We start from the raw sequence: 24369 nt of genomic DNA on the forward strand, positions 1-24369 counted from the left end.
TCTGCACTAAAGCTATTTGCTATGGGTAAGGCAATTCTGACTGCAATCAAGCCTCATCATGCAGTCGGTTACTGGGGGTATGGCAGCCAAGCTGACCTGGAACAGATGCTGACCTGTGTGCTTGGCAGTGTGAGTGCCAATCATGGTAGCAATCAATGCACACGCCAACTGGGTCAATCGTCCAGTGATGTTAGGCAGGTTTGGGGTGTTGCTTACCTGGGGTTGCAGTTATCTGACGGTTCACAGTTGCCAGTAAGAACGATCGCCGCCCTCGCTGCGTCTGGTCAGTGTCAGCAAGCCGATGGTGCTTCCTTACTGGATGGTTGGGCAACACTGGGCGGCGATCGCTTCACGCTGGGTCGAGAACTCTTTGGACGGATGCCGCTGTACTGGACTCAAAGGGGACAGGTGCTCTGGTTTGCCTCACGCCTGAGTCTACTGCTGCCTCTAGTGGAAGCGCCCCAGGTCAGCATTCCTGCGCTCTATGGCTATAGTTACTTTTCCTATGTGCCGACTCCACTGACCCCTGTTGCTCAGATTCACTCTGTACCAGCCGGAACCGAGCAAACCTGGATCGCTGATCAGGATACCTGCACGTTGTCGGCACTCAATGAAACACGATCGCTCGAATGGCAGGAAGCGTCAGAGCAAATTCAGGATGAGGCGATCGCGATCGCCCAACTGCGATCGTTGCTCAAGGACGCAGTGGAACGCCAAATCACGGATCTGAGCGATGAACCAGTGGGTGTTTTGCTGTCAGGTGGGCTAGATTCGTCGATCGTGGCTGCCTTGTTAGTAGAAGCAGGCATCAAAGTCCGTGCCTATACCCTTGATTTTGGGACCGATGGCATTTCAGAGTATCCCTACGCCGAGCAGGTAGCTGAATTTCTCAATATTCCGTTGGTCAAAGTCGATGCCAGTCCCAAACGTGTGCGGCAAGCGCTGATCTCGACCGTACGAGCGCTGGATCTGCCCTTTGGTGATGGTGTGACGGTGCCACTGTTTCTCGTAATGCAGGCTGCCAGCCAGGATGTACGGGTGATCTTTAATGGTGAAGGAGGCGATCAACTGTTTGCAGGTTGGACGAATAAACCCTTGATTGCAGCCGATCTGTATCAAACCGTGCAGGCAGTAGAGTCCTTTGAGCAGCAATACCTTCGTACTTTTCATCGCTTGTGGGGCTACGAGGCAGAAATTTTTCAGCCAACGGTTCTGGCTCAACTGCCAGCGATCGCGCCGCAAACTTGGCTGCACGAGGCATTGAATCCAAGCTTTTCGCGCACATTGCTACATCGTCTCCGTCGCGCTACCTTAATGCTGAAAGGGGCACAGAATATTCATCCCCGTGCAACAAATTTAGGGCTGGCACATGGCTTGCAAGTGCGATCGCCCTTTTGCGACTTAGCCCTCGCGCAATGGTCATTTCAACTCGCAGGCGAACTGCACCTGAACGCTGCCTGCGAGAAGTACATTCTGAAACGAGCGGTGGAACCCTGGCTACCAGCGGACATTGTCTGGCGGCAGAAGCGTGGCATGGGTGTGCCTTTAACCTCCTGGTGTTTAGATGGTCTGTGGCATGAACTGGGTGTCTGGCTGAACCCTGGTTGTTTGCGCGACGAAGGTGTGTGGCAGCCTCATGTGGCAACTCGGATTGCGGCTGGCAAGCTTGGCACTATTCAAGGTCGCCGTATCGGTGAGAGCCTTTGGTTGCTTATGATGTGGCAGGTGTGGCAACACGTCGTTCTCGGTACGACACGCCCATCTGCTTCGTTGGATCATCCCTTCTGGCTGCCTGCTTTGCTGGGACGGCAATACCTTCGGCTGCAACGGGAGGCTCAGCAATGGTAGCGGTTTCAGCCCCATCTCCACCTTTCTGTCTGGAGCTGGCAACACAATTACTCACAACGTATGGTTCGCCTTTGTACGTCTATGAGGGCGATCGCCTGCGCCAGACCATTCGACACATCACGCAGTCTATTCTTTATCCACAGACTCGCTTTCACTTTGCCAGCGTGACCAATGGCAATATTGCCTTACTGCAAATTTTCCGCGAGTCAGGGTGGGGGCTTCATGCCAATACCCCTGGTGACATTTACCTTGGACTTCATGCAGGCTTTCATCCTAGCCAGATTATCTACAGCGGTAGCAACCTCGATCGCGCTGAAATGGCGCAAGTTCTTCGCTGGGGCGTTACTACGCTCAACCTCGATAGCCTCGCACAGTTGCAGTTGTGTGGTGAGGTTTGGCGATCGTTGAGCGAGGGATCAGCGAATAAGGTAGAGGAGGAGGACACCGCAGAGGCGCAGAGGCGCAGAGAAGGCTTATTAGCTCAAAATGTTCTACCGCTTCGGATCGGGCTTCGGCTTAATTTTCCTGCACTGACGGGCAAGAGTCGGATTGGGGTGCATCCGGATGACTTTCCCACTGCGGTGAACATGGCTCGGCAAGCTGGACTTAAAATCAGTGGGCTGCACTTTTACAAAGGGACGGGAACTAACGCCACGACTGCTTTTACAGAGGCGATCGCCATCGTTCTCGCCACTGCCAGCCAACTACCAGATTGGACTTATCTCGACTTTGGTGGCGGTTTCGGCTATCCCTATCATCACGATGGCGTTACATTCGACTGGCATCAATTTGGTGCTGCCTTGAGCGATCGTCTCTCGCAACTCGATCGACCAATTGATCTAGTGATTGAACCAGGACGCGCTGCGATCGCGTCCTGCGCCACACTTCTAACTCAAGTTGTCTCTGTCAAATGGCAAAATAGCAAGCAAATCGTTGGCGTAGACACCACTGTTGCAAATCTTTCTGTACCATCTGTTCACGGCGGGTACCGAGAAATCGCAGCGTGGCAAGAAGGGCAGAAGGCAGAAGGCAGAAGGCAGAAGGCAGAACGCAGAGGGCAGAACGCAGAAGGCAGAGGGCAGAAGGCAGAAGGCAGAGCTGATTCAGAATCCACATTCCTCTTCACCCCTTCACCCCCTCACCCCCTCACTCCCGACTCCCGACTCCCGACTCCCGACTTTCTCACAAACATCTGCGGCAACACGACCTACTCCCGTGATTATCTAGGCAAAAATTGTCAGTTGCCAGCTCTAAAAACAGGTGACATTCTCGCCATTTTGGATGTAGGCGCGTATGGTTATGCAATGTCCTCTCATTTTTTGCACCGTCCCCGCCCCGCCGAAGTGTTACTAGAAAACAAAAAACATCGCCTGATTCGGACGCGAGAAAGCTACAGCACACTAATAGAAAATCAGGTATTTTAAGTTATTCACCGGAGGCTATATGAAATGTATTCGCTGTAGCACTGACAATACATTAAAAGATCGGACGGACAATCAAGGTCGGTGTAAAAGCTGCCAGCACCCGTTTGCGTTTGAGCCAACAGCGATGGGCAAAGTTAAAGTAACTGATCCAATGTTTGCAAAAGCGATCGCCGATCTTTCAGCAAACAATACGCTCTTTTTTACATCCAAACAATTCCTTTATTTTCTCGATAAACGCTTTAAAAAGAAGGGGACGATACCAACGATCGGCTGTCTCTTTCTTTACCTTTTCTTAGCAACGATGGCAACATTTACCGCAGGTTCTGTTCTCTTTGAGGGAACAAGAAGCGTTCTGGCTCTCTTTGCACCTGGAATTCTGCTTAGTACCGTTGCAGGAATCATCCTATTCAAAATAAGTAGTTCTACTAAATCTGATCCTAAACTACGCCAGAGTAGCGCCAGAATCTTGCAAATCATTGGTGGCATCGTTCTGGCAGTAGGCATCATCGCTGGTATTGTAGGCAACTCATTTTTTCTATTTTTTATCAGCGTTCTTCTAGGAATTGGAATGCTCTACTTAGGTGTTCGTTTGCGCGGACACCAAACACTGAAATATCAAGAATTTACGGTTGATCCTACTCAGTTTCAAGGTTGGCTCGATCGCTGGCAGCAAATTAATGGTTTGGCATCTAATTTGCTACCACCGACTCGTGAAAGTGCAACACCTGCAACAGTGAATCCCGATATTACTGCTTATAGCTTTGATCGGCTAGTTGTTTGTAGTAGTGCTGCGATCGCTCAAATCTTAATTGCCAACAATTTTCACTTTGAAAATAACTGTGCGATTCTCAGTATTACAGGTTATCCACAGGGTATTTTTGACACCACAATGGCAATGCTACGCCGCAATCCTGAACTAAAAGTGTATGCCTTTCATGATTGCAATCCTAGAGGCATCAGCTTGATTCATCAAATCAAAACCAGTCCTAAATGGTTTCAAAATAGCAACGTTGAAATTTTTGATGTTGGCTTGCTACCGCGACAAGTTTTTCTCAGTAAATCCATATTTATTCAACGTGCGGCTGATACTATTCAAACCGCAAAACAGATGCCATCTGACGTGCGATCGAGCCTTTCAGATGAAGAGATTGCGTGGTTAGAAGCAGGCAATATGGTTGAGCTAGAATCTTTTACGCCTCAACAGCTTATCCACATTCTCAATCGCGGTATTGCGGGCAGTCGAGAACTAGGAAGTGATGACAGCAGTCTGATTTTTATCGATAGCGGCTATGGTAATTCTTACTATGTGGTTGAAAGCTTCGGGTAATCATAATATGTGTTGCTTTAGGAGACGATTGTGCCGTATATACGCAAATATTAATTACCAGATCGATTGAACATTTAGGACAAATTCAGGTAAGACATCTTCACCCGAAAGTATTGGTGGAGATGCCAAATTTTCTACGGGCTGATGAGGGCGGTAAATTTCCACATTGCGCGTTTTGCGGTTCAGCAACCAGCCAAGCTTGACACCGTTTTCAATATACTCTCGCATCTTCGCCTGTGCATCGCTGAGTTCATCACTGGGTGACATTAATTCCAGCACAAAATCAGGCGCGATCGGTGAAAACTTTGCTTTCTGTGCTGGAGTGAGTGCATCCCAACGGTCTTGTTTAATCCAGGCAACGTCAGGAGAACGGAGCGCTCCATTGGGAAGTTTGAAACAGGTTGATGAATCGAAAACGACCCCTAGTTTTGTCTGCCGATTCCAGATCACAAAGTCTGCATTTAATTCAGAGTTATAGCTGCCTGTTTCGCCGCCTGTGGGTGCCACAATAACTAATTCCCCTTTAGCGGTGCGTTCAAATTTGACATCGGGATTTGCCCGACAAAGCTGCTCTAAATGCTCGTCAGTCATTTGAACGATCGCATCAAAATTGATAATGAACGCAGTCATAAAACCCCCACTTTCATCTGTTGACGTGCCTGGATTTCGAGATAAACCAATAAGGCATTCACATCGGCAGGATTGACACCACCAATACGAGCGGCTTGCCCGATTGTCAACGGTTGCACTTTCGCCAGTTTCTCGCGGGATTCTTTAGACAAGGTGGCGATCGCGCTGTAGTCTAAATCGGGTGGTAGCTGACGATGCTCTTGACGGACGATCGCGTCAATTTGATGCTGTTGCCGCTGGATATAACCCGCGTATTTGATGTCAATTTCCGCACCTTCTTTTTCAGCACGATCGCACTCCAGGTTTCCTAAACCAAACTGCTCTAAATTAACGTAGTGAAACCCTGGCTTTCGCAGCAAGTCAGCTAAAGTCACTGAGCCTTTGATTGCCTGTTGGGTATGCGCTGCAATTTTTTGACCCAGTTCGTCATGCTCTTTCACGCGAGTTTCGTGCAGGCGTTCTTTTTCGGCAACAATACGTGCTTGTTTGTGGGTGAATAAGTGCCAGCGGCGATCGTCAATCAGTCCAATCTCTCGACCGAGGGGTGTGAGGCGTTGATCCGCATTGTCCGATCGCAGCAGCAGGCGATATTCCGATCGTGAAGTCAGCACGCGATACGGTTCTCGTAGATCCTTGGTACACAGATCATCAATTAAGGTGCCGATGTAGCTCTGCTCACGCGGAAAGATCACCATTTCCTGGTTGTGCACTAGACGCGCGGCGTTGATGCCTGCCACAATGCCCTGTGCTGCTGCTTCTTCGTAGCCTGTCGTGCCGTTGATCTGTCCCGCACAGAATAGCCCCTCAACTTTTTTGGTCATCAGCGTGGGATAACACTGCGTTGCGGGGAGATAGTCGTATTCCACCGCATAGGCGGGACGCAGCATCGCGCAGCTTTCTAAACCGGGGAGCGATCGCAGCATTTGCAGTTGAATGGCTTCAGGCAACCCGGTTGAAAAGCCCTGGATGTAAAGCTCTGGCGTGTCTCGTCCTTCTGGCTCAATGAAAATCTGATGGCTTTCCTTATCGGCAAAGCGTACAATTTTATCTTCAATGCTGGGGCAGTAGCGTGGACCTTTGGCATCCACCCAGCCGCCGTAAACGGGTGACAGATGGAGATTGTCACGAATAATGCGGTGAGTTTCAGCCGTAGTGCGCGTCAGGTAGCAGGGCATCTGTTCACGTTCTACCCATGCGTCTGGGTCGAAGCTAAACCAGCGGACATCCGTATCACCAGGTTGAGGTTCCAGGTTGGTGAAATCGACGGAGCGGCGATCGACCCTCGCAGGTGTACCCGTTTTCAGCCGTCCCGTCTCAAAGCCAAGCCGATTGAGCGTTTCGGTCATGCCCACAGCGGCAAATTCGCCCGCACGTCCGGCTGCCATTGACTTGTTGCCCACCCAGATTTTGCCGCCCAGAAACGTGCCTGTGGTCAGCACCACCGCTTTGCACTGAAACGCGACACCAAAGTAGGTTTGCACGCCGATAATTTCATCGTTCTCGCCCAAAACCAAATCGGTTGCCATGCCTTCGCGGATGGTCAGGTTGGGCTGATTTTCGACGATCGTTTTCATCACAGCCGCATATTCACGCTTGTCCGTCTGCGCCCGCAACGCCCACACCGCAGGACCTCTCGACGCATTCAGCACTCGCTTTTGCAGATAAGTACGGTCTGCCAGTTTGCCAATTGCACCACCCAAGGCATCCACTTCATGCACCAGTTGTGACTTGGCAGGACCACCCACCGCAGGATTACACGGCTGCCACGCAATTTTGTCTAGCGTTAAGGTCAGCAAGAGCGTCCGACAACCCAGCCGAGCGGTTGCCAGTGCTGCCTCACAGCCAGCGTGTCCGGCTCCTACAACAATGACATCAAAGGCATCCAAAAATTCAACGGACGATCGCACGGTCATAGCAGACTCTACGGCTTGGGCATCTCACCCCATTTTAGCGGGTCTGGTCAGTGTCGAACTTCAGTCGCAGCGACAGTGACGGTATGGAGAAAGCGCGGAAAAGTTCGACCCTGTACGTTCTGATACGCCTGCATTGCTTAAGCTTTGCTAGCGTTAGCCAGTGGTCAGCAAGGTGTGATGTATGGTGCGATCGCTCGTCGGTTCAGTCGCAACGCTCTGGCGCTATCCCGTGAAATCGATGCTGGGAGAAGAACTGGAGGCTTCGGAGGTAACGGAGCAGGGATTGCTGGGCGATCGAGCCTACGCGCTGCTGGATACCCAAAGTGGTAGGGTCGCCAGTGCGAAAAATCCCAAAAAGTGGGCAAAACTGCTGTCATTTCAGGCGGCTTACACGGCAATGCCCATGCGAGAAGCGCTGCCTCCGGTAACCGTCTCTCTGCCGGATGGGGGTTCTGTTACAAGTGAGGCGATCGACACCAGCAGTATTCTCTCTGGTTTGCTCGGTCGAGATGTGCAGCTACTTTCTTCGGCACCGCAGACTGCCAGCCTGGATCAATATTGGCCCAATGTTGAAGGCACCGCACACCAGGAGACGACCACCGAACTGGTTTTGCCTCCCGGTACATTCTTCGATTCGTGCTTTGTCCACGCGATTACGACCGCAACGTTAGCAAGGCTTCAGGAACTTTACCCAGACGGACAATTTGATCTACGCCGCTTTCGACCCAACATTCTGATTAAACCGATAGCGGATGAAGCTTCATTCGTGGAAGATGCCTGGGTGGGGAGTGTGCTGGCGATCGGTGACAAAGTGCGCCTCAGCATCGACACCGCCTGTCCTCGCTGCGTCGTCACCACATTGGCACAAGCTGGTTTACCTAATGATTTGGGCATTTTGCAAACAACTGCGAAGCATAACAACGTCATTGCAGGCATCCGCGCCTCCGTCTTGCAAAGCGGCAGTATCCGTCGGAGTGATTCAGTTTGGCTGGAGTCACAGTAATTGGCTTGGTTTCCTTCTGTAAGACTTTACTTACAAGCCCCGATCGCGCTCCAAATCGTGGATGACTTTCTCATAGATCCAAACTAAGGAGCGATCGGGATGTTGTTCTTGAGCCTGTTCAACTAAATGCCTTGCCATCGATTCGTTCCCGTTGAGCAACATCACTAAGCGACGATGCAGGGGTGCTACTTGCCAGTCAGTTGCAGGGGACGATCGCTGAGTTTGCGTCACCACCTGTTCGCCTCGCTCAATCAGTTCATCTACTGTTTGCTGCACCTCGACCTGTACCGCTGCGATGCTTTCATCCAAACGCTCGATTTGTTCGATCGTCACTGCCACCAGCCCTGCCCCAAAATAGAGGGTTTTTTGAAACAGATCGTTCAAGCTGTCCATAACTAACCACTTCGCTGAGTTGCAACCTTCTTATTCTGCCCTCGACTCTATCCTACTGTCCAACAATGGAAGACAGTTGATAACCTCCCACAGTTGGACAGCGCGATCGTACTTGCTAATCAATTGCTATCTACCGACCAGACTGGACAGAATCCGCTGCCAGAAGGGACGCGCATCCCCTTCGATTTGCGGCAGTTTTTTGCGAATGTCCTGAATGTTCCACCCGGTTAAACGCGCCAGGTTTTGTGCCTGCTGTTCAAACCGCCGGGGGAGCGATCGGCGATACTGGTATGCTGCCTGACATTTCGGCGCTCCGGTAAAGGCATGACGCAACACATAGCGTCCCTGGAACGTCTCACGGTTGCCCGTTTCCTGGAAGACTAGATCTTCGGGGAATTTATCGCGGGTGTAACGGACATGCAGACGGGTGATGAAAACGCTGGAGGACGGCGACGGACGGCGGAAACCACCCGATGGGAAAAGAACTGCATCGCTGTCTGAATTGTCGAGCCAGAACACACCTGCTTGCTTCAGTTCTGTTGGCGATAATGGCTCTGCGGAACAGGGGTCGCAGTTTGCCATGTCCCAGGCGTATTCCATAAAGGCAACTTTGCGGTCTTCGCGATCGTACGCCGTCTGGAACATCGCTTTGTAAAAATCACTAAATTCGTTTTTGACAAACACCGGAATCTCCGAATCCGACGGTACTTTGACGGTGCGATAGTTTGTGACCTCCGTTTGTCCTTGAGGCGACAGAACGTAGATCAGCAAATCCTGTGCCGTCTTTGCATTGATCATTCCCAACCGAATCGGCAGCATAAAGCGCGGTGACTCATAGGCAATTTGCAGGGGACGCAGGGATTGATAGCCCGCTTTGTCGTACTCATCCAGATTAACCTTCGCCACAAAAAACTTCAGCTTTTGCCGGATGTAGGGTTTTAGCAGTTGGTTTGCACCTTTGGGAATTTTGTAGCCGTTTTGGGTCAGCCAGGTTTGCAGCCCGTCTGACTCCTTGGCGCTCAACAGCAGAATGTCATACTCGCCAACGGTGTATCGGGCTTCCACAGTGACACCCAGCGAATCTCTACGCGCTCTATTTGACTCCTGAGCCATGCCTGACGCAGCGGAAGGAGCCGGAACTGCCCGATCGTACAGCCGCTGTTCACAGGGATCTTCGTCAAAATATTCCACCAGACGGGGTGCACTAAACGCATCCAGCCGCTCGATGATTTTCGGGTCAGCCACCTTAATCTGATCCTTTCGCAGCACCACCGGGACAGGCACGACGATCGCAAAATCCTTGACCTCACCCTGAAAGTCGTTTGCCATCGTCAGCACCGTGCGATTACCAGCACGCGCGATCGCCACCTGCGATGCCTGGTTGTACAGTTTGGCATCTGCCTTTGCTACATAAAAGCCGCAAAACGCCCAGGCGCTAGGAGCGACCAGCAGGCAAACCAGGCAGGTGAAAAATAAGGTAATGAGAATACGGAAGGGTTTCATGATCATAGTTAGGAGTTTTGAGTTGAAAGAAAGGCTAGAGGATGAGGGATGAGGGATGAGGGAGGAGGGAGGAGGGAGGAGGGAGGAAGTATGAAGTATGAAGGCTAAAAGGCTGATAGCTGCCTAGATTTACGAGCTTTACAGCCGTTTTTATTTGCATTCACCACACCCCAAACCCTACACCCCACACCCATATTCACTGGACTGTGGTTTACCCAATCAGTAACCGCTGTAAGTAACCAGTGCTGACATTTCTCGCTCCTCTGCTTCCCCCGCCACCTCTGCTTCCCCTGCTTCCCCTGCTCGGCTCTGCCAAACAAACCGATCGCCCGGAAACACAGCATCGATCAAAATGCTCAACGGTGCCAGCGCGAAGAGTGCCCAGAAAACGGCGGTTGAAAGAAACAGGTAGTTGCGGAGAAAGAAGGTGAGGAGCGCTATCGCCACTGCCCATAGCACTCGTCCAAACCGAGCATTGGGAATTGTGCGCGGGTCGGTAATCATAAACAGGGAAAACATCAGCAGCGAACCACTCATCAAGCGATGCGCCCAGACATCCCACGTCCAGCCCAGCAAAACGTTGCGGATGGCTTCCAGCACGGCATAGCTACCGAGAAAGGCGATCGTCGTATCCCATCGTCCGACTCGCCCCACCACCAACCCACCGCAGCTTAAAAACATCAGGGCATACCAGCCTTCTTCGCCCCATTGTCCCGGCGACACCCAGGCATCAGGTGTGAGCGTGAGAGCTGTCACAATGCCAAAGTTGCCAGGGTTGAAGACATGCTTCCCGTTAACCCGGATGAGAAACTTGCTGACGATCGCTGCCACACATGCCAAAACTATTGTGCTGTAATGATCAGCGCGAACGAGAATGCTGAGTCCAAGCGAGGTGACGAGGGCACTGGGGAGGGAGGAAAGAAAGGAAGGATAAAGGCTAAAGGCTAAAGGATAAAGTGTTGAGTCACCTTCTGGCTTCTGGCTTCTAGCTGACCGCTGACCGCTGACCGCTACCATCATCCATTGAGTTGTTACACACGTTGCGATCGCCACCACAATCATGCCTGGTTGCAGTGTCCAGTCACGTGTACCCAGACCGACCACTAGAAAGAGCGCCAAGAAGAGAATTTGATACGTGCGGGCATCATTCCATAACAGCATCAATAGCCCTCAGCGAAGAACATTGGATGGCTGCTATTATGCCCTTGCTAAAATGAAATCCCTGAATCGTTACAGTTTGAGAAACAGAATGACCAAACCTGCATTCTCATCACCAAGGTTAACCTCTGCGCCCTCTGCGTCTCTGCGGTTTCTACTGCCCGATCGCCTTCTTCCAGATCTGGATCTCTTGTTGTGCCTCAGCATATACGCTAGAGCGGGAAGGAATCTTTTGAGCCACCGCGATCGCTCCTGGCACATCATAGACTGCCTGACTTTTTGCCACCTGCAAAAGCTGAGTACTCCATTCATTAATGGCATTATCAGCGTCCGATCGCAGCGCACTACTAGATGGCACCTGAGCAGCGGCTTTGATCGCATTTGCTAAGCCATCTGGAGAGCCTGTATTGGCTAATTGACGAGCATTCTGAAGGTTCTGCTGCGCTTGTGCCTGAAGCTCTTGAGCGCGTAGCTGACTGCGCCATTGCTTTACATCGACCTGAGCATCAGCATAGAGCGATCGCCCTGCCCCAATTTGTTCTGCTGTCTGCACGGCTGAGGTTAGATCGCCCGCGTTCGCCAAGTCTCTAGCACGATCCAGATACGGCTGATCCTGGATTTGCTGAATCTGCCCCGTCCAGTTGCTGACCTTGCCTTGCGCTTCTTTGTAAAGTGCCCGTCCTTGACCAATCAGGTTTGCCTGAGCCACTGCCGCTTGCAACGATGCAACATCGCCCTGAGTTGCCGTTTGCTCTGCTTGATCTAAAATAGGGCGGTCTTCGATCGTTTGAATTTGCGCTGTCCAGGTCTGGATCTGCTGTTGCACTTCATTCCAGCGCGGATTTGAACGAGGAATGGTGGAGGCTTCTGCGATCGCCGCTGCTAGATCATTCACTGTGCCAGGTTGCGAAAGAATCCGTGCTTTTTCAAGCTGTGCGATCGCCTCGATTTCAAACTGCCAGCGGGCGATCAACTGCTGTGCTTTGCGGTAAAGGGGACGATCGGGCTGAATGCGTTGCGCCTGCGCGATCGCTTCTTCAATATCGGGTACAGTATTGAGCCAGACTTGAGACTGGGCATTTGCCAGCAGCGTCATATCCTTCACTTGTTCATTCAGCTTGGCAACATCAGGAATTTTGCTCAGGACATTGAGTGCGCCTTGCAAATCACGTCGATCGAGCATCGCCTGTGCCAACTCCACCATCTGCTGTCCAAACTCTCCGATCGCCTTCTGTGCCGCTTGGCGCACGTAGCTAGTTGGGTTAATTGACTGCGCTAACTTGATCGCTTCTAACAAATTGGTCAGTCCACCTTGATCAGCCAGTCGTTGCGCTTTGCCCAGCGTGTTGCCATCGTCCCGCGAACCGTTGATTTTGCCCGTTAGCTCGTTGTATTTAGTGGTCTGCCAGAAGGTATTCTCCACATCTAGCAGGCGGACAGCAGAGGAAAATGCCTGTCGCCAATCAAGGTCGCGCAATGACTGTTCTGCTTTACGGTAAATAGTTTCTGCTTTAGACCAGATGGTTTGCCAGCGCTGCACCCGTTCTTCCACACGTTTGTAGGCAGACGCTTTAGGCGAGATGCGTCGTGCTGCCGCGATCGCCTCATTCAGCTTGCCAGCGTTGAAATCGGCTTCTGCCAGTTTCAAGACTTCCAGTGACCAGAGTTCCACCATGCGATCAGCCTCATCGCGCAGCGGGTGGTCTTTGGGCAAAGAATCGACCAGCGCGATCGCCTCCAGCAAGTCGTTGGAGGTTTGCTTACTGGCTGCCAAACGCGCACACTCAAAGCGCAACGATGCTGAGGCAAGGGGCCAAAAAATCGCCGGACAGTTGGGTAACCCTGGCATTTGCAGCAGCAGCGCCAGTGCCAATGCTCCCGTCCCAACACAGCCTACACCGGTTGCTAGTAACCAAAACTTCCAGCTATACAGCCAGCGCAGCCAACGACGCGGCGATCGGTTTGCCTTGAGAGTAGACGGCATTGGCGTATCGCCGCTCGATCGATTGCTCGATCGATGCCTGGGTTGTTGAGACGGTCTAGGTGGTGGTGGCGGTGGTACAGGCTGCGATCGCCCAGACGGGTCTACTCTTTTTGTGTGAGAACGCGACTGTGACACTGAAGTCACAGATCTATCTTGAGATGCTGCTTGCCGAGGCAACATCCCATCATGCGTCGGTTTTGGCGATCGATCTAATGGCTGATGGTCTGGCGTTCCCGGTCTAGTCATACTCAAAACACAAGCAGCAGTACCGCATGAAGTCATCAAACCTCACGCATAGATGCCATGCTACTCTTCAAGCTCCAAAAAGCCAAATTGGTTTGCGCTGTGAACAGGGATCAGACACAGGAAAAGTTGTGCCAGGTATGCAGGTAATGGGCAGAAGAACCGTTACAGATAGCGCTCCTATTGGATTGGTAACGTTAGGCTGGGTTAGCTTTCAGCACTCAGTGCTCAATCTAAGGGCTTTGCGGTTTAATAACCGACCAATGAACCAGGTTTCGACGGCGCTCAACCTTCAGTCATAGCGGGTTGAGCGTAGCCGAAACCCAAACCACGGGTATCTTATTTTCTTGCAATCCCTTAAGCTGACGGCTGACCGCTGAGTGCTCAAACCACTACATACGTTTCATGAATGGTTTAGGACTGCTAGGTAACGGTGCTCCTGCGGAAGGACGCACCCGTTTTGCAGGCACCTAAAGCTGGCGATTCTCGAAACGACCATTTTTCAACCAGTGCTCGTAACCACTGCGAATGCTTCTGCGCCTCACCGCTTCTGCGACATCTGGGTTCTTAGCTAAGTAGCTGGCTTCACTAAAACGAGGAAAGCGACCTTCAAAACGCCCAGCCTTTTGATAGTGTGTGTAGCCATTTCTAAACTGTCCTCGTTCAACCGCTGTCTTGACATCCGGGTAAGCCATCAAATAGAAGCGTTCATCAAAGCCATTAGCAGCACTGTTACGGTTGTTGTAGCGGCTGTCGTTGCGATCGTTGTAGCGATCGTCATTGCGATCGTTGTAACGAGTATCATTGACTACCCTGCCACAGACAACTCTACCGTTTGTCTCCGATTCAATACAGACTCTTTGCGCCATTGCGGGTGGTGCTACTAAGGCGATGACAGTGGCTGTCGCCACACTCAGCAATCCGAAAACTTTTGTTGTACTCATTGTCTTTAGCCTTTTGGTTCGCTATAAATTGAACGCGATCGATCTAGCTCCGTGCTAATCGTCAATTCCCTGCTCGTAGAGTAGACGCGCATTCTCTTTCCAGGTTCCTACCGTTGGGGCTGGACAGCTTAAGCCTTTACCGGGGGCGATTGGACAAGTAGAGGATAAAGGCATCGATACTGTCAGGACTTACACATTTTGACCACAACATCAGAGATCTAAGCAGTGCATTGGTGACGCTGCTTGATCCTTGTTAAAACGTCCGAAGGTTGCGTAAGTCCTAGCCTTGGCTCTTAAATCGCGCAACTCAAATCGCTCGCACGTTGAGTGAACCGGAGGTTTTCTCTATAGTCCACAGGGCAGTCGATGACGGTGGGCACATCTTGTTCTAGCGCTTCTTTAAGGATGGGAATCAGATCCAGGCAAGATTCCACGCGATAGCCCTTCAAACCCATGCTCTCAGCGTATTTCACAAAATCGGGGTTGCCAAATTTGATGAAGGCAGAGCTACCAAATTGGTTTTGCTGTTTCCATTCAATTAAGCCGTAGCCACCGTCGTTGAAGATCAGCGTGACGAACGGTGTGCCAATTCGCAGTGCCGTTTCGAGTTCCTGAGAGTTCATCATGAAGCCACCATCGCCTGTGACAGCGACGACACGCTGTTCGGGATGCACCAGCTTAGCGGCGATCGCCCCCGGAATGGCAATGCCCATTGCCGCAAAGCCGTTAGAAATAATGCAGGTATTGGGGCGTTCGCAGTGGTAGTGGCGTGCCATCCACATTTTGTGGGCACCGACATCCGAAATCACGATGTCGTCGGGTGCCATTACCTGACGCAGGTCGTAAATAACTTTTTGCGGCTTGATGGGGAAACTGTCATCCTTGGCATACTGCACATAGTCGTTACGAATCTCGGCGCGTAGCTCCAGCGCATGCGGATCTGGTTTGTTGGCGCGATCGGCACGGTACAGAATCTCTCTGAGCGAATCGGAAATGTCGCCGACAACTTCGGCAACGGGAATATAGCTGCTGTCCACTTCGGCAGACATTGCCCCAATGTGGACGATCGGAATGGTGCCGTCAGGATTCCACTTTTTGGGTGAGTATTCGATCAGGTCATAGCCCACACAAATGACGAGATCGGCGCGATCGAAGCCGCAGCTAATGTAGTCACGTTGCTGCAAACCCACTGCCCAAAGTGCCAACGGATGGGTATAGCGAATGACACCTTTACCCATAAAGCTATTAGCAACCGGAATGTTTAGCCGCGTGGCAAACTCGGTAAGGTCTTCGCTGGCGTTCGCCCGAATCGCACCATTGCCGACTAAAATTAGCGGATTTTCTGCTTGAGAAATAAAGTCTGCTGCCTTTTCAATACTTTGAAACGAGGCGTAAGTCTTCTCCTTGTTGTCTTTTACCAGGGGTTTACCAGGGGCAGCCATTGCGGCAATGTTTTCTGGCAGGTCAATATGCACAGCTCCGGGTTTTTCTGCCTGGGCAATCTTAAACGCCTTTCGTACAATCTCCGGTGTGTTGCTGGGGCGAACAATTTGGGCATTCCATTTTGTGACAGGGGCAAACATGGCAACCAAATCGAGATATTGATGCGATTCAATGTGCATCCGATCGGTGCCGACCTGTCCTGTGATGGCGACTAAGGGAGCGCGATCGAGATTGGCATCGGCAACACCTGTCATCAAGTTGGTTGCACCCGGTCCTAAAGTCGAGAGACACACGCCCGGTTTGCCCGTCAGCCGCCCGTATATATCTGCCATGAACGCGGCTCCCTGTTCGTGGCGGGTTGTGATGAATTGAATCGACGAGTGCTTCAGCGCTTCCAGCACATGCAGATTTTCCTCCCCCGGCAACCCAAAGATGTAGCGAACGCCTTCATTTTCCAAACAGCGAACTAGCAGTTCGGCAGTATTCATTGCGCCCATGTTCCTTAACCCTCTTCACAAAAACTAAGTATGCCCTTCACCGCATCGTCATGCGCGCTCAATCGATCACCCAACTATTTATGCCAACCTTCGTAAGACTCTAACAAACACTCCCAACGCTGGAACGTGTCAAACCCGCCCCATCCTGTCTTAACACGTTCTGGAGAATCGTTCCTCCGTTTTGTTACAAAGAATACAGTCAAAAAAGGAAAATGTTATCTACCACTGACATTTGCTGTGAAGGCTAAAAGCCAAAGGCTAAAGCCCGTTTTAGCCTTTAGCCTTCATACTTCATCCTTAGCTGTCTACTTCACCCACACAGTTTTGACATTGACAAACTCATGAATGCCCTGGCTGCTGAGTTCACGACCAAAGCCCGATCGCTTAATGCCACCAAACGGCAAACGTGGATCAGATTTGACCATGCTGTTGATAAAGACCGATCCCGCTTCAAGCTCATGCGTCAAACGTGCTTGTTCCCCTTCATCAGTTGTCCAGGCGCTTGCCCCCAAACCAAACGGGGTACTATTGGCAAGCCGAATCGCCTCATCAAGATTTGTCACACGAAATAGCATTGCCACAGGACCAAAGAGTTCTTCTTGAGCAATCGCGCGCTCTTGTGGAATATGGGTGAGAATCGTTGGTGGATAAAAATTGCCCGCACCGTCAAGCGGCTTACCACCCACTAATACCCGTGCGCCTTGCTGAATTGCCTTCTGTACTTGCTGATCCAGGTCTTTGAGAATACCAGGAGTCGCCAGCGGACCAATATCGGTAGTGGGCAGCAGCGGGTCGCCGACTTTAAGCGCCTGGTATTGCTCAACAAGCCGCGCTTCAAACTCGTCATAAATAGTGTCTGCCACAATAAAGCGCTTCGCGGCAATGCATGACTGTCCGTTGTTAATCATCCGCGCGGTGACAGCAGTGGCGATCGCAACCTCCAGATCAGCACTGGGCAAAACAATAAAGGGATCACTGCCGCCCAGCTCCAGCACCACTTTTTTAATCTGCTTGCCAGCCGTTGCTGCCAGACTGGCACCCGCAGATTCGCTACCAGTGAGGGTTGCAGCTTTTATGCGATCGTCCGTCACCATTGCCGCCACCTTGTCTGACCCAACCAGCAACGTCTGAAACGCACCCTCTGGAAAGCCTGCTTGATGCAGAATGGCTTCGATCGCCAGCGCCGACTGTGGCACGTTGGACGCGTGCTTGAGCAGGCACACGTTACCTGCCATCAAGGCTGGAGCCGCAAAGCGAAACACTTGCCAAAAGGGAAAGTTCCAGGGCATCACCGCTAAGACAGTACCGATCGGCTGATAACGAACGAAGCTTTTGCTAGCATCGGTTTGCACCGTCACATCTGCCAGAAACTCAGCCCCATGATCGGCATAAAAACGGCACACAGCCGCACATTTTTCCACTTCACCGATCGCTGCCTTCAGCGGTTTGCCCATCTCCAGCGTCATCATTCTGCCAAACGCTTCTTTTTCTGCGTCCAAAATCCGAGCAGCGGTGTGGAGCCACTGCGATCGCTGCTCAAAGGTTGTCTGTCGATAGTACTCAAACGTTTGCTGTGCTAGGGCTAACGCCTGCTCGATGGCAGCATCCGTTAGCGCTTCAAACACCTCGATCGTCTCTCCCGTCGTCGGGTTAATCGTCGCAATCCCCATCAACGTTCTCCATTTCAAATACACGCTTGACGACAAACTTATCCATTCCGATCAATCTCATGACCCTCGATCGATCTATATCTGTCAAAAATAGTTTGTTAAGCACCTATAGCGGTTCCTGTTAGAGTGCGGTACAGGGGCTGAAGTTTTAAGGCAGGAGGCAGGAGGCAGAAGGAAAGCCGCCGTGCTCTTTAGCTTCTGCCCTCTGCCCTCTGCCCCCTGCCCTCTGCCCTCTGCAACAAATAAAGCTTTTTAGTCGCTTTGTACACAGAATTTCATCGAGCCACTTCTTCACAGCATATCTACAGATCGCGCGTCAAAGCAATTCAGAGCCTTTGGCTTCAAAAATTCTGTTCTACGATCGTCTCTCCCTTTGTCCCACTCACAGCAAACTGGATCGGTTGGTCACCAGAAGCCTTAGACTGGATGATGCAGTAAATTGTGCATTCAACCCAAACTGAGCGACCCGTGCGAAAAATAGTGATTGCTGGCAACTGGAAAATGTATAAAACCCAAGCCGACGCGGTAGCGTTTCTTCAGGGTTTCATGCCTCATCTCAACGACATTGCAGACGATCGAGAAGTCGTACTATGCGTCCCCTTCACCGCGCTAGTAGGCATGTCCCAGTCTTTGCACGGTAGCTTGATTCGCCTGGGTGCTCAAAATGTCCATTGGGAAACCGCTGGTGCCTACACTGGAGAAGTCGCCGCACCAATGTTGACGGAGCTTGGAGTGCGCTATGTCATTGTGGGTCACAGTGAACGACGGCAGTACTTTGGTGAAACGGACGAAACCGTTAACTTACGTTTGAAAGCGGCGCAAACGGCTGGGTTAACTCCCATTCTCTGCGTTGGCGAAACAAAGCAGCAGCGAGACACGGGCGAAACAGAATCGGTGATTTTTAGCCAGCTTGAAAACGCTCTCAATGGGATTGATCAAACAAACCTGGTGGTTGCCTACGAACCCATCTGGGCGATCGGCACTGGCGATACCTGCGAATCAGCAGAAGCAAACCGGGTGGTTGGACTCATGCGGGCACAGCTTACAAATCCTGACGTACCAATTCAGTATGGCGGCTCAGTGAAACCTGATAACGTAGACGAAATTATGCAACAGCCCGAAATTGACGGAGCGCTAGTCGGTGGAGCCAGTCTGCAACCAAACAGTTTCGCCCGGATCGTCAACTTTTCAGCTAGACGGTAGAACGAAAGCCTTCCAGTGCCTGTCAAGCAACATTGGAGGTTTTCTAGCTACCAGAAATTAGAAGACAGCGACAGAGAAAGGCTGACCGCTGAATGCTGATAGCTGAGCGCTAATAGCTGATCCAAACGTGCAGCGTTATTTTTCAACAGGCTTTTGCTAATTTCTGTACTGCTCATAAAGCTTTCGTAAACCTGGCGCGATCGTTCTGGGTGGTAGCTTCACACGTCCGTAATTGAAACAGTTGTCGTTCAAAGCCTTCATGAAGATCGTCAGTAGACCTCAAAAACGTCAGGAAATTGCCCTACAAGTGATGTAGGTTAACCTAGCATCTGATTCAGGTCACTCATTCAACGCCACTCTTGTTCTTATACTGTCTGCGAAGCCGCAGAAACCGTATGTCTCTGCTACAAGCTTGTTCGCTTGCTATCCAAGCTAGCAGGTTTCGCTAGCGATCGCACGCTGAAGCTGCCACGAAAAGATGCAGAGACACGGCAGCTGATGAAGAGAACGTAATGGAACTCTCAGTAATGTTCTTTAGTCCTTAATGGCGGGAACACTATCAACAAGCAGCTGACTGAAGCCCACTCTTACCCGGAGCAACTGAGACGAGCACTATGCCAGCATCTTCTTTTTACGCTGAAGCAGAATACGACGAACAGCTACATGTCCAGGGGTTTCGACCCGGTGATCCCGACACGGAAAGCACGGCAGATGACCTTGTGAGCATCGAAATGGAGTACGCCGATGCGGCTACTCTCCAGCGCAACGCTAGTCGCCGTACAACCGATCTCGTTCGTCTGTACCTCCAGGAAATTGGTCGCGTTCGCTTACTCGGTCGTGACGAGGAAGTTTCGGAAGCTCAATGCGTCCAGCGCTACATGCGGTTATTAGAGCTACGGACGGAAGCCGCCGAAACAGCAGGCGGACCGATTCAGCTCTATGTCCAACTCGTTGATGCGCACGATCGCCTTGCATCACACCTGGGGCACCGTCCTTCTTTGGAGCGATGGGCACTGGAGGGTGGCGTTGCGGTTGCCGATCTGAAGCCCGCGCTAGCAGAAGGTAAACGGCACTGGGCTGAAATTGCTACCTTGACAGTGGATGAACTGGAGGATGTCCAGTCTCAAGGTGTCAGGGCGAAGGAGCACATGATCAAGGCAAACTTGCGCCTGGTTGTGTCTGTCGCCAAAAAATACCAGAATCGCGGGTTGGAGCTGCTCGATCTGATTCAAGAAGGCACGCTAGGGCTGGAACGCGCCGTCGAAAAATTTGACCCCACCAAGGGCTATCGGTTTAGCACCTATGCGTACTGGTGGATTCGTCAGGGGATTACACGAGCGATCGCCACTCAAAGCCGCACCATCCGCCTGCCCGTTCACATTACCGAAAAGCTGAACAAGATCAAGAAAGCTCAGCGCAAAATCTCTCAGGAAAAAGGGCGCACCGCATCCATTGAAGACATCGCTCTAGAATTGGAAATGACTGCGCCCCAAGTGCGTGAAGTGCTGCTAAGAGTACCTCGCTCTGTTTCCCTCGAAACCAAGGTGGGAAAAGAGAAAGACACTGAGCTAGGCGATCTTCTAGAAACCGATGATGTTTCGCCTGAAGAAACCCTCATGCGTGAAGCGCTCCGCCGCGATCTACAGCAGCTTCTAGCAGACTTAACGACCCGTGAACGAGATGTCATTCAAATGCGCTTTGGTTTAGGCGATGGGCATCCGTACTCGCTGGCTGAAATTGGTCGTGCGCTCGATCTCTCACGAGAACGGGTACGCCAAATTGAGGCGAAAGCGCTACAAAAGTTGCGTCAACCAAAGCGCCGCAATCGTGTGCGCGACTACTTAGAGTCCCTAAGCTGATCGTCTTGGAGCTAACGCCCGTTTAGCGTCCTGATTTAATCCCTCGACTCTTTACAGACGTTGAGGGATTGCTATTTTTGCCCACTTCAAAGCATTCTTTCTGGGATTTATTCTCAATAAGACACGCTACTTGAAAATAAAAGTTTTATTGTGTATCATTCTCATTAATACAGAATTATTGAGAAGACGACTATGGCAGTTTCATACACAGTCACTTCACTGAAAGCAGAACTGAACGAAAAGGGATGGCGGCTCACGCCTCAACGGGAAACCATCTTGCAAGTCTTTCAAAACCTGCCCAAGGGAAACCACCTGAGCGCTGAAGATCTTTACAATCTTTTGGAAAGCGATGGAGAGGCAATTAGCCTGTCCACTATTTATCGGACGCTCAAGTTGATGGCGCGGATGGGCATTTTACGAGAGCTAGAGCTGGCAGAAGGGCACAAGCACTATGAACTCAACCAGCCTTCGTACCATCATCACCACTTGATTTGCGTACGCTGCAATAAAACGATCGAGTTCAAGAGCGATTCCATCCTCAAAGTCGGTGTCAAAACGGCACAAAAAGAGGGCTATCACCTGTTAGATTGCCAGCTCACCATTCATGCCGTTTGCCCCGTTTGTCAGCGATCGCTACTGCCGATTTAAATTCAAGCAAACCAAATCTGGCTTGAGTTTAATCCGAGCCTAAAAATAGCGCACTTGAGCGTCAAGCCCACGTGCACGAAGGCGAGTTGCTTCAGCCTCTGCTAAGCCTCGCTGGTCAGAGTCTCCTGCGTAGACATATTTCCCGAGGTTTGAGGAGGCGATAAACGCACCGGGCACATATTGCCTGACTTGCGTTAAGATAGCGCTATTCTTCAGCGGAACTACGACTACATAACACTTGCGACTACTTGCAGCCAATCCATTTCCACATACCGATCCACTAGCAATTGGACTTAGACCCAGCGCATATCGTGTATCAGAACCGACAATACCGTCTGCTACTAAGTTATTGTCTGACTGAAATCGTCGAACAGCACGGTCTGTTTCACTACCAAAGATACCATCGACTCTAACTGAGTAGCTACGGGCGTTGAGCTGTTGTTGAAGAGCGCGCACATCTGACCCTCTACTACCGAAGCGCAACAGTCCGCCAGTACTGAAGGTAGAGTTGGAGGTCGCACTAATGAAGCTACTATTACTAATCGAGTTACTACTAATCGAGCTACTACTAATTAGACTATTACTAATCGAGCTACTACTGATTGAGCGAAAATTTTCTGAAGTGGCATATGACTGACCCCTCAGTGCTCGCTGGGTCGCTGGTCCAGCAATACCATCAACAGTGAGACCGCGATCTCTCTGAAAGCGCCTCACCGAATCGGCTGTAATAGAGGCGTAGACTCCAGTCGGGTTGCGGTTGAAGTAACCTGCCGATCGCAAGCGGTCTTGCAGAACGGTGACAGAGGGACCGCGATCGCCGACCTGCAATGCTGATGCGTGTCCAGCAACCGCCAAAATTGCTGCGGGAACCAGAAGCTGTAGCATCAGCAAACTCGCCTGACCAGACCATTGCTTTACATTCAATTGCTCAACATTCAAAGTCAACTCAACTGCTTCAGGATCGTCATACGCACAAGCAGTGTGCAAATAAGCAAAGGTTTCCATAGCTTTCCCGCAAAGTTTTGATTGGCTAATCTACAAACCGAAGATAGAAATTAATCCTGATCAAAATATTAGCTTTATTAATCCCTAAAGGGAAGTACAGGCGGAAAGTTGTGTATTCGCTTCGTCCGGGCACTCCCGCATCTGGCTACAACTTTCATGAGCTGTACACACGTTCCTTTTTCGGGTTCATTGACATCACTGAATCTGACCTTCATCTATACCGATCGTTTGAATTTAGGTGATGAGGCAAGAGAGAAATCGTTGAGTGAAGCAGACGCTGCAATTCAAGCTGCGATCGCAGGCTGGTAAAGGACTTGCGATCGCATACTATACCAATCAGCGGTTTCAACTTCGCTCAACTCTCTAGCGTGGCGGCAGGTTAAGCAAAGTCGAAACTGGTAGTTTATTTTTTATGCAAGTCCCTAACGTGATTACGGCAATGAATTAAGGCTTTCTCTAACAGCCTTAATTCGTTGTAAGTAGCTTTGATTATTGAGCGCTTAGCCATGAGGCGCTTGCAAATGCATAACCAATCAGGTGAGGCGACTGCATGGTATGAATCTTGTGTTACGATCGAACAGAAGAACTATTTTCGGCTGTGTAATTCGTTATTGCAAGCGTTTCTCCGAATCTATACCTCTACGCTCATTGATTCTGGAGACGATTTATGTCTATTTACGTCGGCAATCTGTCCTACGAGGTTACGCAGGAAGATTTAACCCGTGCCTTTACGGAGTATGGTACAGTCAAGCGCATTCAACTACCGACCGATCGTGAAACTGGTCGCCTGCGCGGCTTTGCGTTCGTTGAGATGGATACTGAAGTAGAAGAAACTGCCGCGATTGAAGCACTTGATGGTGCCGAGTGGATGGGTCGCGACCTTAAGGTCAATAAAGCGAAACCCCGCGAAGACAGAGGATCTTCTGGTGGTGGTAGCTGGGGCAACAAGGGAGGCACATCCAAACGCTATTAGTTGCCTGTGATTCAAGGCTAGAGAGGTAAGGCATTGTTGCAAATGCTGACGTAGACAGTGGAAAGCTGACTATTAAGAATTCGCAACAAAGAGAGTTTAACTCTAACGTCTAGAGGGCAGACTGAGAGTTTGCCCTCTTTTAATGGTGCTGTTTAAGACGATATAGCTAATTATTGAGGAGGTTTAATGGCGCAAATCATTCCCGGCGAAAACGAAGGCATTGAATCAGCGTTGCGCCGATTTAAGCGTGAGGTTTCAAAAGCGGGGATTTTCCCAGATATGAGAAAACACCGCCATTTTGAAACGCCGATCGAAAAGGAAAAGCGCAAAGCGATCGCAAAACATAAGCAGCGACGACACAAGTTCCGCTATTAGCTTCAATGTATTTTTCCAAGCTCAATTCACTAAATAGTCGTAGCAGCAGCAAACGCTAAGGAAGCAATGGTCTACAACCCCTCACTTCAAGAAGAACCGCGCAATCAAAAAACACGACTGATTCCTCCCAACCAGGTAGAACCTCTTCTTAACTGGTTAGAGCATACCGGACGGCTAATCTCACGCAATATTGATGCGGATCATGACAACCCGGTTGCCGATGAACTCATTGATGAAATCGTTGATTCAGGCGCTTATAGCGACGATGATGATGACTCCGAAGAGCTAGATGATGATTAACCAGCTTTGGCTTGTCCGAGGCTTTG

20 protein-coding genes are annotated in these 24369 nt (G+C 50.8%); 10 read left to right on the plus strand and 10 right to left on the minus strand.

Going from position 1 to position 24369, the window contains the following annotated elements; genetic code table 11:
• The first annotated feature begins 21 nt into the window (after nucleotides 1-21).
• The 3 genes from AC5JO6_RS03840 to AC5JO6_RS03850 are packed head-to-tail and all read left to right on the plus strand — an operon-like array spanning nucleotide 22 to nucleotide 4599.
• Nucleotides 22-1848: an asparagine synthetase B family protein gene (locus AC5JO6_RS03840; protein ID WP_496079719.1), complete on the plus strand. Its 1827-nt coding sequence runs from the start codon at nucleotides 22-24 to the stop codon at nucleotides 1846-1848.
• A complete protein-coding gene (locus AC5JO6_RS03845; RefSeq protein ID WP_496079720.1) occupies nucleotides 1842-3272 on the plus strand; it encodes a diaminopimelate decarboxylase family protein in 1431 nt (476 codons plus the stop codon). Before AC5JO6_RS03840 ends, AC5JO6_RS03845 begins: the two co-directional genes overlap by 7 nt.
• A 19-nt stretch (nucleotides 3273-3291) precedes the next feature.
• The gene (locus AC5JO6_RS03850; RefSeq protein ID WP_496079721.1) at nucleotides 3292-4599 is read left to right on the plus strand and encodes a toprim domain-containing protein; all 1308 of its coding nucleotides are present in this window, start codon (nucleotides 3292-3294) and stop codon (nucleotides 4597-4599) included.
• Nucleotides 4600-4653: 54 nt separating this feature from the next.
• Here the strand turns inward: AC5JO6_RS03850 and AC5JO6_RS03855 are convergent, their stop codons facing one another.
• Together AC5JO6_RS03855 and mnmG are read right to left on the minus strand one after the other, a co-directional pair.
• Nucleotides 4654-5229, minus strand: a complete 576-nt coding sequence (locus AC5JO6_RS03855) for a Uma2 family endonuclease (protein ID WP_496079722.1) — start codon at nucleotides 5227-5229, stop codon at nucleotides 4654-4656.
• Nucleotides 5226-7142, minus strand: a complete 1917-nt coding sequence (gene mnmG, locus AC5JO6_RS03860; protein WP_496079723.1) for a tRNA uridine-5-carboxymethylaminomethyl(34) synthesis enzyme MnmG — start codon at nucleotides 7140-7142, stop codon at nucleotides 5226-5228. Before mnmG ends, AC5JO6_RS03855 begins: the two co-directional genes overlap by 4 nt.
• 181 nt (nucleotides 7143-7323) lie before the next feature.
• On the opposite strand from mnmG, the gene AC5JO6_RS03865 reads away from it, so the two are divergent.
• Nucleotides 7324-8145, plus strand: coding sequence for an MOSC domain-containing protein (locus tag AC5JO6_RS03865; protein ID WP_496079724.1), 822 nt, complete (start codon nucleotides 7324-7326; stop codon nucleotides 8143-8145).
• Between the two features lie 30 nt (nucleotides 8146-8175).
• Here AC5JO6_RS03865 and AC5JO6_RS03870 read toward each other — a convergent pair whose 3' ends face one another.
• The 7 genes from AC5JO6_RS03870 to AC5JO6_RS03900 all read right to left on the minus strand — a co-directional run bounded on the left by AC5JO6_RS03870 (nucleotide 8176) and on the right by AC5JO6_RS03900 (nucleotide 17980).
• Nucleotides 8176-8538 (minus strand): hypothetical protein, encoded by a 363-nt coding sequence (locus AC5JO6_RS03870; protein WP_496079725.1) that lies wholly within the window; start codon nucleotides 8536-8538, stop codon nucleotides 8176-8178.
• 126 nt (nucleotides 8539-8664) lie between these two features.
• Nucleotides 8665-10041: a DUF2330 domain-containing protein gene (locus AC5JO6_RS03875; protein ID WP_496079726.1), complete on the minus strand. Its 1377-nt coding sequence runs from the start codon at nucleotides 10039-10041 to the stop codon at nucleotides 8665-8667.
• A 219-nt stretch (nucleotides 10042-10260) separates the two neighbouring features.
• Nucleotides 10261-11202: an RnfABCDGE type electron transport complex subunit D gene (locus tag AC5JO6_RS03880; protein WP_496079727.1), complete on the minus strand. Its 942-nt coding sequence runs from the start codon at nucleotides 11200-11202 to the stop codon at nucleotides 10261-10263.
• A gap of 151 nt (nucleotides 11203-11353) precedes the next feature.
• Nucleotides 11354-13318: a chromosome segregation ATPase gene (locus AC5JO6_RS03885; RefSeq protein WP_496079728.1), complete on the minus strand. Its 1965-nt coding sequence runs from the start codon at nucleotides 13316-13318 to the stop codon at nucleotides 11354-11356.
• A 578-nt stretch (nucleotides 13319-13896) separates the two neighbouring features.
• Nucleotides 13897-14370, minus strand: a complete 474-nt coding sequence (locus AC5JO6_RS03890) for a hypothetical protein (RefSeq protein WP_496079729.1) — start codon at nucleotides 14368-14370, stop codon at nucleotides 13897-13899.
• A 293-nt stretch (nucleotides 14371-14663) separates the two neighbouring features.
• Nucleotides 14664-16301: an acetolactate synthase large subunit gene (locus AC5JO6_RS03895; protein WP_496079730.1), complete on the minus strand. Its 1638-nt coding sequence runs from the start codon at nucleotides 16299-16301 to the stop codon at nucleotides 14664-14666.
• A 314-nt stretch (nucleotides 16302-16615) separates the two neighbouring features.
• The gene (locus tag AC5JO6_RS03900) at nucleotides 16616-17980 is read right to left on the minus strand and encodes an NAD-dependent succinate-semialdehyde dehydrogenase (RefSeq protein WP_496079731.1); all 1365 of its coding nucleotides are present in this window, start codon (nucleotides 17978-17980) and stop codon (nucleotides 16616-16618) included.
• 468 nt (nucleotides 17981-18448) lie between these two features.
• Between AC5JO6_RS03900 and tpiA the strand changes: the two genes are divergently transcribed.
• The 3 genes from tpiA to AC5JO6_RS03915 all read left to right on the plus strand — a co-directional run bounded on the left by tpiA (nucleotide 18449) and on the right by AC5JO6_RS03915 (nucleotide 21690).
• Nucleotides 18449-19183 (plus strand): triose-phosphate isomerase, encoded by a 735-nt coding sequence (tpiA, locus tag AC5JO6_RS03905; RefSeq protein WP_496079752.1) that lies wholly within the window; start codon nucleotides 18449-18451, stop codon nucleotides 19181-19183.
• Between the two features lie 614 nt (nucleotides 19184-19797).
• The gene (sigC, locus tag AC5JO6_RS03910) at nucleotides 19798-21042 is read left to right on the plus strand and encodes an RNA polymerase sigma factor SigC (RefSeq protein ID WP_496079732.1); all 1245 of its coding nucleotides are present in this window, start codon (nucleotides 19798-19800) and stop codon (nucleotides 21040-21042) included.
• Nucleotides 21043-21234: 192 nt separating this feature from the next.
• A complete protein-coding gene (locus AC5JO6_RS03915; protein ID WP_496079733.1) occupies nucleotides 21235-21690 on the plus strand; it encodes a Fur family transcriptional regulator in 456 nt (151 codons plus the stop codon).
• Nucleotides 21691-21729: 39 nt separating this feature from the next.
• On the opposite strand, the gene AC5JO6_RS03920 is transcribed toward AC5JO6_RS03915, so the two are convergent.
• Nucleotides 21730-22695: a peptidoglycan-binding domain-containing protein gene (locus AC5JO6_RS03920; protein WP_496079734.1), complete on the minus strand. Its 966-nt coding sequence runs from the start codon at nucleotides 22693-22695 to the stop codon at nucleotides 21730-21732.
• A 667-nt stretch (nucleotides 22696-23362) separates the two neighbouring features.
• Here AC5JO6_RS03920 and rbp point away from each other — a divergent pair.
• The 3 genes from rbp to AC5JO6_RS03935 all read left to right on the plus strand — a co-directional run bounded on the left by rbp (nucleotide 23363) and on the right by AC5JO6_RS03935 (nucleotide 24343).
• Nucleotides 23363-23668 carry an RNA-binding regulator gene (gene rbp, locus AC5JO6_RS03925; RefSeq protein WP_496079735.1) on the plus strand — a complete coding sequence of 102 codons (306 nt, stop codon included), beginning with the start codon at nucleotides 23363-23365 and terminating at the stop codon, nucleotides 23666-23668.
• A gap of 186 nt (nucleotides 23669-23854) precedes the next feature.
• A complete protein-coding gene (rpsU, locus tag AC5JO6_RS03930) occupies nucleotides 23855-24043 on the plus strand; it encodes a 30S ribosomal protein S21 (RefSeq protein ID WP_496079736.1) in 189 nt (62 codons plus the stop codon).
• A gap of 66 nt (nucleotides 24044-24109) precedes the next feature.
• Complete coding sequence (locus AC5JO6_RS03935; RefSeq protein WP_496079737.1) at nucleotides 24110-24343, plus strand: DUF3134 family protein; 234 nt, start codon at nucleotides 24110-24112, stop codon at nucleotides 24341-24343.
• The last annotated feature ends 26 nt before the right edge of the window (nucleotides 24344-24369 follow it).

This window comes from Tildeniella sp., assembly GCF_059505325.1.